This is a genomic window from Nitrosomonas sp. Nm132 (assembly GCF_900100485.1).
Classification (GTDB): Bacteria; Pseudomonadota; Gammaproteobacteria; order Burkholderiales; family Nitrosomonadaceae; genus Nitrosomonas.
This window is the reverse complement of sequence record NZ_FNDH01000014.1, coordinates 1-15736: the sequence shown is the minus strand read 5'-3', so window position 1 is coordinate 15736 and position 15736 is coordinate 1. Positions and strand designations below refer to the sequence as shown.

Here is a 15736-nt window from a genome sequence, read left to right as displayed (position 1 = left end):
GATGTCAACCAATTCAAGACTCCTGTCGCCTGATTCATCCCCGGATGGGGTCGCAAGAAGCGCAGGTGTGCGGCGTGTCAATAACCTCCCGATTGTCATCTTTGGCGCGATCATGCTGATATTCATGCTGCTCATGATGATGGTTGCCATGAATCGTGCTACTGAGCGCGGTCATTTTGATCCCGATGGGAACAAAGATGTCCAATCGAGCCATTCCTTTGCCTCACTCATCGCCAAAGACTATGTTGGCGGCATCATCGAATCTAAAACTCCACCGGTGATTCCAGAACCCTCTAAATCATCGATGCAGGGGATCATCATTGAGCGACCATCGGATCTGGATAGGCCGCCTTTGCCGCCATCAGTTAATGCATCCGATCTATCGCTTCAAGCGGATATTGCACATATTCGGATGCTGAAACGCCAGCAACTGGAAGAAGCGATCAAGGCCAAAACAAATGTGAATGTGGTGGCACCCAGAAGTACCGGATCATCGCCGGATTTAACCGGCACGGGTACACCTGAAACACGTGAGGAAATGCTGGCCAAATTGGCGTCAGTGCGTCAACAGATGGATGCAAATCTGCGTGAAGATCCAACGGTTGCCTATCATGCGCGTCTGGCGCAGTTGAGACGGGATGGGGAAGCAAGTGTGGCCGGAGGATCAGGGGTAGGCGGTGAACACAGGGACGATGAGAGCCCTCGTTTGCTGGATGACGATGTTAGTGTGCAGACTCAAGATTATTCACGCTTTGATTCAGCGAGTGGCGAGGAACGCTGGAAATTGAAGAGCGAAATGCAAAAACCTGCATCACCTTATATTCTGCAAACAGGATTTGTAATACCGGCAACCTTGATATCCGGTATTAATTCCAGCCTGCCGGGGCAGATCATGGCGCAGGTCAGTCAGCATATTTATGATTCCCCGATTGGCAAATGGCGTTTGATTCCACAGGGATCCAGGCTAGTGGGCACCTACTCCAGCGAAGTCGAATTTGGTCAGGCACGTGTGCTGGTCGCCTGGCAGCGCATCATCTTTCCGGATGGAAAAACCATGGATATTGGCGCCATGCCGGGTGCTGACGGAATGGGTTATGCTGGATTTCAAGATCAGATCAATAACCACTACCTGCGCATCTTTGGTTCAGCCCTGGTTATGTCGGCCATTGTCGCCGGTTCAGCATACAGCCAGCGTGATTCAGGGGGTGCGTTCGGGCGGCAAAACGCCGGTAGCATCATGAGCCAATCGCTGGGCCAGCAATTGGGATTGGTAGCTGCCAATCTTATTCGCAAAAACCTGAATATCTCACCTACACTTGAAATCAGGCCGGGTTATCGCTTCAACATCATCGTTACCAAAGACATAAAGTTCTCTCAACCGTATCAAGCATTTGATTATTAAAACAGGAGTGATCAAACATGAGAAACAGACAAAAGCTAGCTGCTCAGTTGATCGGAATGCTATTAATGCTGGGTAATGCCGGTTATTCATCGGTTATCAAAGCAGGTGGAATGGCTGTCATTGATATGGCAAATGTAAAACAAACCATCGTTACCGCCATCGAGAATGTCGAACAGACACTGAAGCAAATAGAGCAGTATAAGACTCAGCTGATGCAATATGAAAACATGATCCGTAATACGATAGCTCCACCTGCCTATCTCTGGGCACAAGCGCAATATTCGATGAACAAGCTAATCTATCTGACCAATACCATACGCTATTATGAGCAACAGCACGGCGGACTGGATGGTTATATGCAGCGGTTTCGCAATGTTGAATATTATCGTAGTTCACCTTGTTTTGATTTGCAGGGAAAATGCAACGATACCGCCTGGAAGCTGCTGCAGGACGGACAAAATACCCGTACGGATGCGCAAAAAAATGCTAATGATTCGCTCTTGCGCGGCTTGAGCGAACATCAGAATCAGATCCCACTGGATGCCGCTCACCTGCAAGTCTTGCAACAAAGAACCGAGTCTGCCCAGGGACAAATGGAAGCCCTGCAATATGCCAATCAATTGGCCGCGTACCAGGCCAACCAGTTGCTGCAAATTCGTCAAATGCTGATTGTCCAGCATAATGCCACCAATACGCAAAGTCAGGCCGAAGTAGATCAAAAGGCCATGCAACAGGCCGCGCGTGAGGCAGCGACCAAGCGATTAAGTCCTGAGATATTACCTGCTGGTAGGAATTGGTCTGTAAGAGATGCCTTTTAAAACACTAATCTGAGGAGAGAATGATGAAAAAGAGTGATTTGAGTATTGCAGTGATCTGTTTATTGTCTTTACTGCTGTTGTCAGGGTGTTATAAGGATGGTGATGGCAAGCTTGAATTGAATGAGCCTAAGAAAGAATTAAGTGAAATGCCGGAAAGAAAGGGTTGGTCTGTTAGAGACGCAGAAGGCTTTGATAAGTAAGAATAGATCAAATTCTGGCAAATTAACCAGGGAGACATATAAATGCACAGGATGAATCTAGGCACTTTTATAATCATGATGTTTATGATCTGTTTGTCTACCGGAGCATTTGCTGAACTGGCCTATATTGACCCAGCAACCAATCAGAGCGTGCTAGATCAGGTTGTTCAAAAGTTTGGTGGCAAAGTTAAGTCTTGGCAGAACATTATCCAGGGTGCAGCTGAGCGATTGTTCTGGTCGTTGGTACTGATTTCAATGGTTTGGACATTTGGCATGATGCTGTTGCGTAAAGCCGATATAGGGGATTTCTTTGCTGAGTTCACTCGTTTTATTATCTTCACAGGTTTTTACTTCTGGCTGCTGACCAATGCCGTATCAGGCCATAACATCGCTGGTACTCTTATTATGTCGATGGAGGATTTGGGTAGGAGTGCGGCCAGTTTGCCGGGTGGAGCTAGTCATTCTAGCATTGTAGATACAGGCATTTTAATCTGGAACCAGGCCACGAAAAATCTTTCATTTATGCAACCAATGGACAGTTTAATAGCTGTCATCATATCGTTGGTTATTTTAGTCATCTTGGCGGTAATTGCAGTAAACATGCTGTTCTTGCTAATTTCATCCTGGGTATTGATGTATGCGGGCATCTTCTTTCTGGGATTTGGGGGTGCCCGCTGGACATCCGACATCGCCATAAACTACTTCAAAACGGTTCTGGGTATTGGAATACAGTTATTTGTAATGTTATTGATTGTTGGTATTGGCAGTGATCTGTTGTCCAGCTTTTACGCCAAAATGGGGAAAAATGTTCTGAATTATGAAGAATTGGCAGTTATGCTGATTTTTACGATTGCATTCTTTGTATTAATTTCCAGGTTGCCACTGCTGCTCGCTGGCATTGTAACTGGCAGTAGCATAGGCTCTGCTGCCGGAATTGGCAGCTATAGTCCAGGTGGTTTTATGGCAGCGACTAGTACCGCTGCAACCGTTGCATCTTATGGTGGAACACTGGCAGCTGGTCGACTGACAACAGCAAGAAGTGCGGGGTCGGATGCTTTACGTAGTGCAATTGAAAAGGGCCAGGCTCAAGAATCAGCGGGTATAAACAATATTTCGCAGGGAGGGGGTAAATAATGGATAGGGCACTTAAGCGATTCGCTCAATGATGGATTTGCCACCAGATATGGAAGAAAGAGTAGCGTGCTCAATTACAGCCGCTATCAAGTATGAAATACCCGCCAATATCCTGCTGGCGATAGCCGAAAAAGAGGGGGGAAAACCGGGTCAATGGGTGCGTAACAGTAATGGTACTCACGATGTTGGCTCGATGCAGTTTAATACCGCGTATCTTCAAGATTTATCCAAATATGGCATTACGCCTGATCATGTAGCAAGTCCGGGTTGTTATGCCTATGATCTGGCCGCTTGGCGAGTGCGTTTACATATCAAAAATGATAAAGGCGATATCTGGACAAAAGCGGCGAATTATCATTCTCGGACTCCAAAATATAACGTCAAGTATCGTGCCGATTTGATTGCCAAAGCTGCTAAATGGGCTGACTGGCTAGAAAATCGCTTTATCACGGAAAACAATAAAATGCCTGGCGTTTATACGGATTAAGTGGTCGCGATAGGAATGCCGGTTACCCGGCATTCCTATCGCGACCTTTTGGGTAGGCACCTGTCCAAGTCATCGACGAAAACCACAAACCCGATGCCCAACTCATCGAGCAGATCCTCTAATGCTTCCCGGGGCGATTCAGTTTTTGGAGGGTTTAGGGTTCTGTCACATTGACGGAGTACTAAGGTAGGCTGATTTTGATATAGGTTCAAAATAAAAAATAGTGAAGCCAACACCACTTAAAATTGCTTCATAAAAGCCAATTTATTGTCATACAGCTACACCAAATAATCTTCCTACTGCCGCAGTTAAACTCATTGCGAGGGCTCCCCAGAATGTAACTCTGATAGCACCGATAGACATAGTTGCTCCTCCTGCGAGTGCGGCAAGACTACCCAAAGATGCCAGAAATATGAGTGACGATACCGCAACTATGGGTATGAGCTGAGTACTTGACACATTCCATGCGATCAATAATGGTAACGCAGCGCCAATAGTAAATGTACCCGCAGAGAAAAATGCTGCTTGCATGGGACGGGCTCTAACACTTTCTGCTAAACCTAGCTCATCTTTTGCATGTGCTCCTAATGCATCATGCGCCATTAGCTGTTCTGCCACTTGTTTTGCCAAATTTGAATCAAGCCCTCTTTCTTCATATATATTTGCAAGTTCCTGCAGCTCAAATCCGTAATCATCGCTTAATGACTTTCTCTCAAGTTCAAGATCTGCCTTTTCTGTGTCTGATTGAGAGCTTACCGATACATATTCGCCTGCAGCCATAGACATTGCGCCGGCAACTAAGCCAGCAACTCCAGCAAGAAGTATGTCTGTATGCGCGGCATGCGCCGCTGCAACACCTATAACAAGACTTGCAGTTGAAACGATACCATCATTTGCACCGAGAACGGCAGCGCGTAACCATCCTATACGATGTGATCTATGTATTTCGTGGTGACTCATATCGTTGTGCTTATAGTTATCAATAATTAATGGTATCAATGAATCTGAATTTTGTTAGTATGAAATTGTATTGATCATATTTTTTTATTGTGTTTTCCAAGCCTGACTATATAACGAAAATAGAAATCATTGAAAGCCTCTAAATTACGTTTTAATCAAGTGGAGATTGCATGCAATGCAAAAGCTTAGCTTTAACGTTCTGCTTACATTCCTGTTTAATACAAGCAGCTTAATGGCTCAATCTCCGGTGCCAGTGAACAAAAGCGAGAAAAACCAAGTTAGAGAAATTGTTCGGCATGTTATAGAATCTAATGATGAATTTGTTAAGAAATTGCCACCGGGTTATTTCACTGAACTTATTCACGGGCAAAAACCTATAGCAACGATGGTGACCTGCGCTGACTCCCGATTACACACATGCACTTGATATCCACCCTGACGGAGACCTTTTTTTGGTTCATAATATTGGCAATCAAGTTTCAACCGCTGAAGGATCGATTGAATATGGTATTCGTCATCAGCATACCCCAGTATTATTTATTATAGGACACTCATCTTGTGGAGCCGTTGAAGCTGCCATGTCAAAGCCTGCACATCTTGAGCCTTCAATTTGGCGTGAATTAGATACGATCAAGGTTGCTGGCAATAAATCTGATGATCATGCACAGGTTAAGGAAAGTGTTAAGTCAAATGTGAATCATCAGGTCTCGACCGCCTTAAAGAAATATGCAACAGAAGTCAAAGAAGGCCATTTGACTATCATTGGAGGTGTTTATGATTTTCGCAACGACTACTCTCAAGGCAGTGGTCGTCTTGTCTTGATTAACGTTAATGGAGAAACAAACCTGGCGGAAATTCAGAAAATGCAAATGGTTAATGATTAATGCCATGCAACAGTCACTTAAAAATATCCGCAACATCCTCATTTACACATTTGTTATCTCACTGATTTCCATGGCGTATTTTATTTACGCCTACTCGGTTCACCCGATTCCTGAAGAACGGGAAACATTCCTAACCGAGATCGGTGAAGGTTTTGGTAAAGCTGGTTTGGCACTATTAGCATTTATTTATTTCCGCACCTTTTTGAAACTGCTGTTAGGTCAAGGAAAATTGGCACAACGCCTGCTCCCAGACTATACATCACCAATCGATTCATCCTACGTCAATCGATTATTAACATGGATGAATCGCACGCATATTTATTTCGGTATCGCTGCTGTAGCGATCATTCTACTGCATATTTCAATGATGGGATTTTCGCGCTACAGTCACATCCTTTTCTTTCCTGCCTTGCTGGCTTTGGTTGTCTGGCAGGGAATCTTTGGCCTGTTTCTGACTTTGCATTACACACCAGCTGAGCTAAAGAAATTTTCTCATTTGGTGCATGCACAGTTTATCACCGGCATTGCCATTGGCGCTTTTGCTTTTTTTGGGCATATATTGATTGATCATTGACAAAGAAGGAATGTATGTCAATGACGGATCAAAAAATTTAAACTTGATGAACCAGAGTGCCTCTTAATTCAGGCAACCATCTGTCCAAATTGGTTTGATGACATATAATTTTCAAATCAGCGTCAACGCTTGGATTTCTCTGTGAGCTTAATGGCAAATTTATACTTGTAATGCATTTTTTTAGGTAATTTGCTCAAAGTTAGAAATTATATGCAACTCATTGTTCATTCTGGATATTGATGCAATGGATATCTAAGGAAGAGGGCTGGCATGGTTAAAACAAACATTAGGGTACTTTTGGGGATGCTCTGTCTGGTCTCCACTCTGGGCCTTGCCGCTACACCTGATTTTGGATCAAATGGTCTCAAAGATCTGGATATCCAACAAACAAAACTACTGGCTAATGGTGAAATTGTCTTTACCATTACCAATTTGGCCACACAAGAACACTCTGGATCGATCGAGGCCGCCGTTATTTTTAATCAAACCCCTGAACAGACTTGGAACTTGCTTTCCCGCGCTGAAGATCAAGTTAAATACCTCAGAGAGCTCGAAGAGGTCAAAGTCATTGCCAAGAGTCCTTTGCATGACACGATCGAGTTCAAGGTAAGGTTCGCATTCTTGACCTTTATCTACCGCGCGAACCTTACCTTTGATAAAGTGGGTCTTAATTTCTTTTGGAGCCTGGATCCAAGGTTCAACAATGACCTGGTAGAACTGCGCGGCTTTTGGCGCTTCTATCCGTATGATCAGGGTAAAACACTGGCACGCTACGGCTGCATAATTTCTTCGAAGAATATCCCAACCTTTATCGAAAATATGTTCAAGAAAGGCATCATCGCACGTTCGCTGGTTAGCATGAAAAAGTATGTCGATTCAGGTGGCAAGGATGTTCTGCCCAATATTTAGCTCTAACTGAATAGAGAATTACTGCATAGAAATTAGTACTATCATTGTATCAGCTTGAGTTGGTTAAACTTCATTGAATCAAACAGCAATATAAATTAGCACTATACTCAATGCATATTACTGTATTTAATTTGATACAGAATATATTTTCTTCAATGTTGATGAAATCGATAGTCAGCGGTAGCATACTGAGGGTGAATCTATGGATAGTTTCAACAATTCAATCCGTATTACTCTGACTGGGACAGAAATAACCCTCGTCTTTAGCATGTTGTTTCTGACTGGTTGCATCGCGATGGGAACCAGATCAACTGCACAGGAAGATATTGCTGCGGCAAGCTGCCGAGCTTTATACCAAGAAGTTGATGCTGTGATTGACACTGCGGATGTACGCGATCACGGTTCATCACTGGTTCATGGGTTTCCTTACTTTCGCACGACACGCCTACTGGCTTCGTTCAATCATGAATTAAACGATGAATCGCCACAGTGGTTAGCATGGATTGGTCACATGGCTGATCTTGACGCTCAGGCGCGTGCATTAGAGTTGCGCAATCTACCTCCCTCAGTGTTAGTTCAGAGAAAAGACACTTTGCTTCATGAACTCAACAGGTGTCGCGATTTATTGATAACGATCGATCTTGTGAAGCCGGAGCACCGTGCTCGACTGCGCGATATTGCCCACGTCCCAGATGATTATGTCTCCTGGTGGCAGGCACTTGGTCTTTACCCGCTCACCGCACCCATTGTTGCTGCTGGAATATCTGCGTGGCATAGTAAAACACGTGATATCTTCGCGACACCGCTCGCATTGCTGCCGGTTACTGGCAAACTGGTGCGCTGGAAACCGCTACCCACCGCTATCACTGCAGCAACAGATGCCTCATCACTCAATAACCCCTTCAATGCCCAGGAAATCAGTGGAGTTCTTTATCGCTCACGTGATCCATTGGGAATTCCATTGCCGACGTCTGTTGAACTAGATAAGCTGTTCGACAAGTATGCTCCAGTATGGGAAGTTGATATAGTGGATGGAAATGATCTCATTGGCTTGATACGCTGGGAGAATGGACCAACAGTAGACACTGCTCACCCAACAATTTATCGCAAGGTTTCACACACTCGCTTTGGCAATCAAGTGTTGCTGCAGCTAAATTACATTGTTTGGTTTCGAGCACGACCGGGTAGTGACATTTACGCCGGCCAACTCGATGGTATCAACTGGCGAGTAACCCTAGGACCTAATGGCGAGCCATGGCTTTACGATGCCATACATAACTGCGGTTGCTATCACGAATTCTTCCCGAGTCATCAGCTACGCTTGCGTAAAGATCTTCCTTCCTCCTATTTTGAATCGCCACTGCTGCCGCAATCAGCACCCGAGCAACAGCCGCTGGTGCTGCGCATTGCTCACCACACACATTTTATCCAGCGGATTTACCATGACAATGTAGAGAGTGATCAATCATCGACGATACAAGCGAGCCATCCGATGCTATCTGAGGATTATGATGTACTGCGCTCTCTGCCTTCTAGTGAAGGGTATCGCAGCTTGTTTGGCAAATATGGCCTGGTTGCCGGAACAGAGCGATTTGAACGTTTTCTTCTATGGCCAATGGGTATCCGCTCGCCAGGTGCAATGCGCCAATGGGGGCGTCATTCCACCGCTTTCAATGGGCGTCGTCACTTTGACGATGCCTTTCTCATCGAATCGCTATTTGAGAGGACACAATAAAAAATGAAGAAGTTTTTATTGTGGATAGCAATCTGCCTGCCAACAATAGCTTGGTCAGGAGATGAACGTGTCGATATTGCCCGCTTTTCACGAGGTGATATGAATGGCTGGCAGAAAAAGTCTTTTTCTGGAGAAACCCGTTATTCTCTGGACAATTCGGATGGACAACTTGCTTTACGTGCTGACAGCAGTGCTACCGCTTCGGGGTGCTATCGCGAGGTAAGCGTCGATCTTAATAAAACTCCTATCCTTAACTGGATATGGAAAGTGGGCGGCATATTGACCGGTAACGATGAGCGTACCCGCGCGGGTGATGATTATCCTGCGCGAGTTTATGTGGTATTTTCTGGTGGCGTGATGTTCTGGCGCACGCGCGCCATCAATTACGTGTGGTCGAACCAACAGCCGATCGACAGTCGTTGGCCCAATGCTTTTACCGATCATGCGCACATGATCGCAATAGAATCAGGTTCTGATCGGGTCGGCCAATGGGTCAGTGAACGTCGAGACGTACGTGCCGATTACCGTCGTGCATTCGGTGAAGAACCAGGCCACGTCGATGCTGTGGCCATCATGACTGATACAGACAACACAGGTGCAGTTGCTACCGCATGGTATGGTGATATCTGGTTTGCTGAGAAATAACTCAGAGCCTGTATTCTTTGCAGGGTCAATCAGTTAGATTGAATGTGCAAAATTACAAACCGGCATTATTCTTACCCAGCCTAATTCAATTGATATGTGAGTAGCGCACGGACATTGATAAAAGGATCATTCCGGCTAGAAGTCGCCGGAGGGCGTTGATGTGTCAACACTTTTCCGGACATACAGCTAAGCAGCATTTTGCTGTACCTCGAATTCAACGGGCGATATATATCCATTAGCTGAATGTAATCGCTCCCGGTTATAAAACACTTCGATATATTCAAACACAGCCTGTTTAGCTTCTTCCCGAGAATGAAACGTTTGCTGATGGATCAATTCGGTTTTTTAAGGTATGGAAGAAGCTTTCCGATACGGCATTGTCCCAACATTGCGCGCAAGGTTCTGTGCTGGTTAACCAATTCATGAAGACGGTCATAATCCGCATTTAAGTCCAAACGTAATACACTACAAGCCAGGATGCTCCACAGGGTCATGCCAGGACGACCATTGCGCTTATTCACCTTGGGGGCAATGTCACTTTCCAGTAATGTAAAAACTTTCTGGCGCAATGCTTCGTTCAGGTACAGGTGCTGTAATCCGCGCAGTATCTTCGGAATGTCATCTCGTGATCGCAAATCAAATTTGATTTGCGATACGTCAATTTCACCCAACTCCATCTGGGCATTTCGGACTACGCTCATTTGATTTCCTCTCGAACGAAGTTTGTTTTTGAGGACGATATTTTCGTCCAATTTCAATCGAAGTTTAAAGCTGCTTTGCTTAAAAATGGGCCGAAACCAGCCAAAAACGTCAGTTCGACTCAATTTCTCAGAAATCTTCATTCCTGAAATTAACCGCTACTGGTTGTTTTTTATAGAAACTTAGAGTTTTCTGGCTGGTACTACATATCTTATCTTATGCATTTCAGATTGAAGGTTTTCCGCCCTATTTGAGTAGTCTGCCTTCGTTTCCAAATAATCTAGTCAGATCATTTACTGTAAGTCAGCGTAGTTTAATGATTCTTTGCATTCAAAGATAGAAAGCTTGACAAACTTTTGTGTCCTTGTATGTTATTTGATCGGGGTAACATTTCAGCGAGATTTCCATGAGAATTCATAAATTGTCTCCGCTCGATGCCGTCGCGAGCCTGAAGAGCACCGCAGCAGGTCTGAGCCGCGCCGAAGTCGAACGTCGGCTGCACGAATTCGGCCGCAACGAGGTGGAGAAAGTGGCCCGCGGATCGGTGTGGCTGCGCCTCATCATGGAATTCTCAACTTTCTTTTCTGTGATCCTGTGGGTTGCCGCGGCGCTGGCTTTCTTCGCTGAATGGAGCGAGCCCGGTCAAGGCATGGCGAAAGTAGGCTACGCCATCGTGACCGTGATCCTGGTGAGCGGGCTATTTTCCTTCTGGCAGGAGTATCGCGTCGAACGAACGCTGGCGGCGTTGCGCAAACTGCTGCCACAACAGGCCCAGGTATTGCGCGAGGGCAAAGTCACCCGGGTGCCGGCGGAGCAATTGGTGCCAGGAGATATCATCCACTTGGAGCAGGGCAATAACGTCCCCGCAGACTGTCGGCTGATCGAGGCATTTGGCGCACGAGTCAATAACGCCGCCGTCACGGGTGAATCGCTGCCCAAAGCGCGGGAGGCCGAGCCATCCGAAGTGGATGAGTTGATCGACAGCAAGAACGTCGTGCTCGCCGGAACCTCGATGGTGTCCGGGCAGGCCAAGGCGGTCGTCTTCGCCACCGGGATGCACACCGAATTCGGCAAGATCGCGCATCTCACCCAAACGGCTGGGGAGGAGGTATCACCGCTGCGCAAGGAGATCGCACACTTAAGCCGCCTGACCGCAATCCTCGCGGTGCTGATCGGTCTCGTATTCTTCTCGCTCGGCTGGATGATCGGCATCCCTTTCTGGAAGGCCTTTATTTTCACGATCGGCATCATCGTCGCCATGATGCCGGAAGGCCTGCTCCCCACGTTGACCTTGGCGCTCGTGCTGGCCACTCAACGCATGGCAAAGCGAAACGTCCTCATTCGCTATTTGCCCTCGGTCGAGACACTCGGCTCCACGACAGTTATTTGTACCGATAAGACCGGTACGCTAACCCTAGGTAATATGATGGTTCGGCGACTCTATCTTGGTAAAATTTTCCATTCACCTACTGAGCTAAAAGAAAAAAAAGACCTTGTAGAACTCTACCAACCTTTTTTCCTGACAGCCTTGATGTGCCATGATCTGAAGGAAGCAGAGGGTCACGGAAAATTGACCTTCCTTGGTGATCCCATGGAAGTCGCGCTGGTAGAAATGGCGTTGAACCTAAATGCTGAGCTTCCTGTTTGTCCGAAGTTGGACGAGATTCCATTCGAGACCGATCGCATGCGATTGTCCACCATCCACCAAGCACCTGAAGGTGCTGCCCTTTATTGCAAAGGTGCACCCGAGTCGGTGCTTCCTCTTTGCCAGCATACTATCATCGAAGGCAAGATTCAGCCCCTTGATGCTGAGGCAAAGGCAAACATCGTCCAAGCTCAGGATGCGATGGCGCAGCAAGGCCTACGTGTGCTAGCGTTTGCTTACAAAAAATTGGCTGTGAGTTATGATCGGGAGAAGCTGGAGGAGGCCCTGGTTTTTACTGGGCTGGTGGGGCTGGAAGATCCACCCAGGCCAGAGGTGCCGGAGGCACTCCGCAAATGCCAAGAGGCCGGGATCAAAGTAATCATGGTTACCGGCGATCACCCCCGGACCGCCACGGCGATCGCCCGTGAAATCGGGCTGGTGAAGTCTGACAGTCCGACGATCATTACTGGCGAGCAGCTCAGACGATTCTCAGTCATCCAACTTCAGCTTGCCTTGGACGCTCAAGAGGTCATCTTCGCGCGAGTGGTCGCCGACCAAAAGATGCGCATCGTGGAGGCGTTGAGGAAGAAGCAACAGATCGTGGCGGTCACGGGCGACGGCGTCAACGATGCGCCGGCGCTGAAGGCTGCACATATCGGCATCGCCATGGGCATTGCCGGCACGGATGTGGCGAAGGAAGCGGCCGACATGGTGCTGCTGGACGACAACTTCGCCAGCATCGTGAACGCCGTCGAGGAGGGGCGCGCCGTATTCGAAAATATCCGCAGATTTCTTACTTACGTTCTGGTTCACAATGTTGCCGAGTTGATCCCTTACCTTGGTTTCCTACTCTTCAAGATTCCACTGGCATTGACACCGATTCAAGCGTTGTCTATCGACATGGGGTCTGACACGCTGACCGCTCTCGGCCTTGGTGCTGAAAGACCCAATCCTCAGATCATGCGTCGTCCCCCTCGTTCACAAAATGAAAGACTAATGAACTGGTCCTTGGTATTTCGCGCCTATTTCTTTTTGGGACTAATCGAAGCAACTGCCGCCATGGCTGCCTTTTTCTTTGTGCTCAACAGTGCTGGATGGGCGTACGGGCAGAATCTGCCAACCCAGGATCCCATGTACATGGAGGCCACTACCGCTTGCTTGAGCACCATAATCGTAATGCAAATCGTGAATGTGTTCCTATGCAGAAGTGCCACTAGATCAGTTTTTTCAACTGGACTTTCTGGTAATACGCTGATTATTGTGGGTGTAATATTGGAAATTGCAATTCTCTTGTTGATCAACTATACGCCTTGGGGAAATTCTTTCCTTGGTACGGCATCCATTGGAAATGAGGTTTGGGGGTTCATTATTCTTTTCGCGGCAGTGATGTTCCTCTTGGAGGAGCTGCGCAAGTGGCTTGCGCGCAAAAGGCTACTCAATCTAGCTCCCCGAAATGGTATATGAATCTCCCCAAATTAGCCGGTCGATTTGGCCAAGTGTTGTCATTGGAAGTGTGTCATTTCTAGGATATACAGAAAGTAGCTTTTTTTCTTTGTCCTTAACTTTAACAATATGATCATCTGTTGTTATCTAGTATCAAAACATATTAATTACGAAACATAATGCTGCTGCATTTTTTGATCCGCATCCTGCCGAATGAACATCCACTCGATCGATCGGCGCTCGGCATTACGCCGCTGTTGCCAGGTATCCGCCTCAGCAGTGAGCGCGTCGCGGTCGTGCCGGCGTCGATCCAGACACTGCCTATCAAGGATGCCGATCTCGATCTCCGCCATGTTGAGCCCAGCTGGCGTGTTTCGGGGTGTAGTGGAATACGACGCGACGCAGCAGCACCTCTGCCTCCTCAATACCAAGCACTTCCTCGAAACAACGACGAAAGTGGGTGTTGAGGTTATCCATGACCAAGTGAACGCAGTGCGCCTTGGCGTACACCTGCTCAAGCAAGTGTCGGACAAAGGAGACGAAGTCGGTCTTGGCGCGCTGCGCTGTGACGATGACCGTGCGCGTACCTCCTTTGGGTTCGACTGCTACGAACAAGTTACATGTTCCAGCGCAACAAACGCTCATTGAGGATGGCTTGCTGGTCGATTTCCCGGTAAATGCCTTGATTTTCCAGTTTATAGATTTGCTCTTGTAAATCTATCCAAAGTGGATGCAATGGCCAGCGCGAGCGGTTGCTGTCATCAGTCTTTTCTCGCAAGGTTGAATGTTCTGTGACCAAATAACGCAGTGCATCGCCTTGACCATCTTGCAGGTCAGCAAAGGTACGAATACCGAAACGCTTAAGTATGTCTTTTCTGACCTGCCATTCGACGCGCCAAACATTTTCAGCAATACCCCACAACTCAAAAAACCATGACTTTCCGCTTTGTTCTTCTATTTCCGCTACTTTATCGTAAATTCTCAGAACAACATCGGATTCACCTAGTTTAAAGGTTTGTATTTTTCCGTCCTTGCGGTATTGCGTATCTTTGGTGGAAAGAGAAACAAAGTTATCCTCATCGAAATCGATAACCGGCAAGTGATAATCAAAGCTGAAATCAACATGTGAAAGCCCTTCCGGTTTCAATGGCATCAAACCAAGTCTTTCAGCCCATTGCATGAATCGCTGATGCATCGCTATTGCACCTTCACGCCATAGGGCAAGGCTGCAGAATTTGACAAAGAAGGATGGATTATTGAATTCGCCAAAGGAAATGGTGAAATCTTGGTTGCTAATCACAAAAGGAAAACCGTATGAACTGCCGTAAGGCTGCAGCAAAAACTCGATGCCGCCCAGATTGATCACTTTAGGTTCTGGCTGTTTCAATTGACGCAAGGCTTCTTTTTCAAGGTTTTATGTGAAATACCGTGGGTAAGTAAACTGAAGCTTTCCACATAAGAAATAAATCATATTAATGAAGTTGTTAGTATTTCGGTATCCTCTGGCGCGCCGTTTGGCAAGTTGAATCTTGTTATTGATGCCCTCGAGAATGCCATTGGTCAGACGGGATTCAACAAAGTGAATAATCCCGTTCCAATGGGAGATAACAGTTTTAGCAAAAACCTGGAAAGCTGGAATGCTGGCTTGATTGACTTCATCGCACCACTGTGTAAGAAAAGCGTGTGCACTGTGTTTGTCTGGCATGCTCCATAGATCATTGAACAGTGTTTTGAGGCGGTAGGCCTCTCCCAAAGTAGGATAGAGGCGAATCATGTTGGTTAATTGTTGCTGTTGTGTTTTTGAGAGCGACTCAGGGTTTCTCAGGAAAGTATATTTGTGGCCTTTAAGCGCATCTTGCTCTCTGCGCTCAGCTTTACGCACCGCATCCATCGCCTCATTGAGCAGTTTGATGTGATGTGGTTCCCACTGACTGGACAACCTGAAAGAAAATTAAGCTCTAACACTGTAGTTAATCAGGTTTAGGCCACCCGCCTGATTCTTTGATCATTGTAGTAGACTTCATCTGGCGTAAGACTGTCAAGGCCTTGATGAAAACGCTCTTGGTTATACCAATCAAACCAAATGATTAAATTTCTCTTTACCTCACTCTACTTTAGACATTCACCCACCACCCTTGCGTCGCCTGAGCGGTGATACAAGCTGGGAATGAAACGAGTGAGATTGATATTATTTGCTGGTG

The 15736-nt window shown here is 46.6% G+C and carries 17 protein-coding genes and 4 pseudogenes; 12 read left to right on the top strand and 9 right to left on the bottom strand.

Going from position 1 to position 15736, the window contains the following annotated elements; translation table 11 throughout:
* Nucleotide 1 precedes the first annotated feature (1 nt).
* From BLP80_RS07130 to BLP80_RS07115, 5 genes are all read left to right on the top strand, one after another.
* A complete protein-coding gene (locus BLP80_RS07130; protein ID WP_090541764.1) occupies nt 2-1402 on the top strand; it encodes a TrbI/VirB10 family protein in 1401 nt (466 codons plus the stop codon).
* Between the two features lie 17 nt (nt 1403-1419).
* Complete coding sequence (trbJ, locus tag BLP80_RS07125; protein WP_090541762.1) at nt 1420-2220, top strand: P-type conjugative transfer protein TrbJ; 801 nt, start codon at nt 1420-1422, stop codon at nt 2218-2220.
* Nucleotides 2221-2243: 23 nt separating this feature from the next.
* Nucleotides 2244-2420, top strand: coding sequence for a hypothetical protein (locus BLP80_RS15150; protein WP_176754305.1), 177 nt, complete (start codon nt 2244-2246; stop codon nt 2418-2420).
* A 75-nt stretch (nt 2421-2495) separates the two neighbouring features.
* Nucleotides 2496-3554 carry a P-type conjugative transfer protein TrbL gene (gene trbL, locus BLP80_RS07120; protein ID WP_256324991.1) on the top strand — a complete coding sequence of 353 codons (1059 nt, stop codon included), beginning with the start codon at nt 2496-2498 and terminating at the stop codon, nt 3552-3554.
* 28 nt (nt 3555-3582) lie between these two features.
* A complete protein-coding gene (locus BLP80_RS07115; protein WP_090541758.1) occupies nt 3583-4041 on the top strand; it encodes a lysozyme family protein in 459 nt (152 codons plus the stop codon).
* Nucleotides 4042-4076: 35 nt separating this feature from the next.
* On the opposite strand, the gene BLP80_RS16625 is transcribed toward BLP80_RS07115, so the two are convergent.
* Nucleotides 4077-4277: a P-loop NTPase fold protein gene (locus tag BLP80_RS16625; protein ID WP_143037919.1), complete on the bottom strand. Its 201-nt coding sequence runs from the start codon at nt 4275-4277 to the stop codon at nt 4077-4079.
* 34 nt (nt 4278-4311) lie between these two features.
* On the bottom strand, nt 4312-5001 hold the full coding sequence (locus BLP80_RS07110; protein ID WP_090541756.1) for a VIT1/CCC1 transporter family protein: 690 nt from the start codon (nt 4999-5001) through the stop codon (nt 4312-4314).
* Between the two features lie 175 nt (nt 5002-5176).
* Between BLP80_RS07110 and BLP80_RS07105 the strand changes: the two genes are divergently transcribed.
* From BLP80_RS07105 to BLP80_RS07080, 6 genes are all read left to right on the top strand, one after another.
* Nucleotides 5177-5428: a hypothetical protein gene (locus BLP80_RS07105; protein ID WP_090541754.1), complete on the top strand. Its 252-nt coding sequence runs from the start codon at nt 5177-5179 to the stop codon at nt 5426-5428.
* Between the two features lie 25 nt (nt 5429-5453).
* Nucleotides 5454-5885: a carbonic anhydrase gene (locus tag BLP80_RS07100; RefSeq protein ID WP_176754304.1), complete on the top strand. Its 432-nt coding sequence runs from the start codon at nt 5454-5456 to the stop codon at nt 5883-5885.
* 4 nt (nt 5886-5889) lie between these two features.
* Nucleotides 5890-6459, top strand: coding sequence for a hypothetical protein (locus BLP80_RS07095; protein ID WP_090541838.1), 570 nt, complete (start codon nt 5890-5892; stop codon nt 6457-6459).
* A 270-nt stretch (nt 6460-6729) separates the two neighbouring features.
* A complete protein-coding gene (locus BLP80_RS07090; protein WP_090541750.1) occupies nt 6730-7368 on the top strand; it encodes an SRPBCC family protein in 639 nt (212 codons plus the stop codon).
* Nucleotides 7369-7570: 202 nt separating this feature from the next.
* A complete protein-coding gene (locus tag BLP80_RS07085; protein ID WP_090541748.1) occupies nt 7571-9103 on the top strand; it encodes a hypothetical protein in 1533 nt (510 codons plus the stop codon).
* Nucleotides 9104-9106: 3 nt separating this feature from the next.
* A complete protein-coding gene (locus BLP80_RS07080; protein WP_090541746.1) occupies nt 9107-9748 on the top strand; it encodes a DUF3047 domain-containing protein in 642 nt (213 codons plus the stop codon).
* 186 nt (nt 9749-9934) lie between these two features.
* Here BLP80_RS07080 and BLP80_RS07075 read toward each other — a convergent pair.
* Nucleotides 9935-10136, bottom strand: a pseudogene (locus BLP80_RS07075) (IS3 family transposase); the annotation flags it as partial.
* Nucleotides 10129-10449: pseudogene (locus tag BLP80_RS07070) on the bottom strand (ISNCY family transposase); the annotation flags it as partial. The pseudogenes BLP80_RS07070 and BLP80_RS07075, both read right to left, overlap by 8 nt.
* Nucleotides 10450-10853: 404 nt before the next feature.
* Between BLP80_RS07070 and BLP80_RS07065 the strand changes: the two are divergent.
* Nucleotides 10854-13556 carry a cation-translocating P-type ATPase gene (locus BLP80_RS07065; protein WP_090541743.1) on the top strand — a complete coding sequence of 901 codons (2703 nt, stop codon included), beginning with the start codon at nt 10854-10856 and terminating at the stop codon, nt 13554-13556.
* A gap of 146 nt (nt 13557-13702) precedes the next feature.
* Here the strand turns inward: BLP80_RS07065 and BLP80_RS07060 are convergent, their stop codons facing one another.
* From BLP80_RS07060 to BLP80_RS16615, 5 genes and pseudogenes are all read right to left on the bottom strand, one after another.
* Complete coding sequence (locus tag BLP80_RS07060; RefSeq protein WP_176754300.1) at nt 13703-13960, bottom strand: hypothetical protein; 258 nt, start codon at nt 13958-13960, stop codon at nt 13703-13705.
* Complete coding sequence (locus BLP80_RS16620; protein WP_090541739.1) at nt 13860-14180, bottom strand: transposase; 321 nt, start codon at nt 14178-14180, stop codon at nt 13860-13862. The genes BLP80_RS07060 and BLP80_RS16620 overlap by 101 nt, the downstream gene beginning before the upstream one ends.
* Nucleotides 14152-14922, bottom strand: a complete 771-nt coding sequence (locus BLP80_RS07050) for a hypothetical protein (RefSeq protein ID WP_176754302.1) — start codon at nt 14920-14922, stop codon at nt 14152-14154. The genes BLP80_RS16620 and BLP80_RS07050 overlap by 29 nt, the downstream gene beginning before the upstream one ends.
* Nucleotides 14923-14949: 27 nt before the next feature.
* Nucleotides 14950-15453 (bottom strand): annotated as a pseudogene (locus BLP80_RS07045) (transposase); the annotation flags it as partial.
* Between the two features lie 62 nt (nt 15454-15515).
* Nucleotides 15516-15629: pseudogene (locus BLP80_RS16615) on the bottom strand (hypothetical protein); the annotation flags it as partial.
* Nucleotides 15630-15736: the final 107 nt, after the last annotated feature.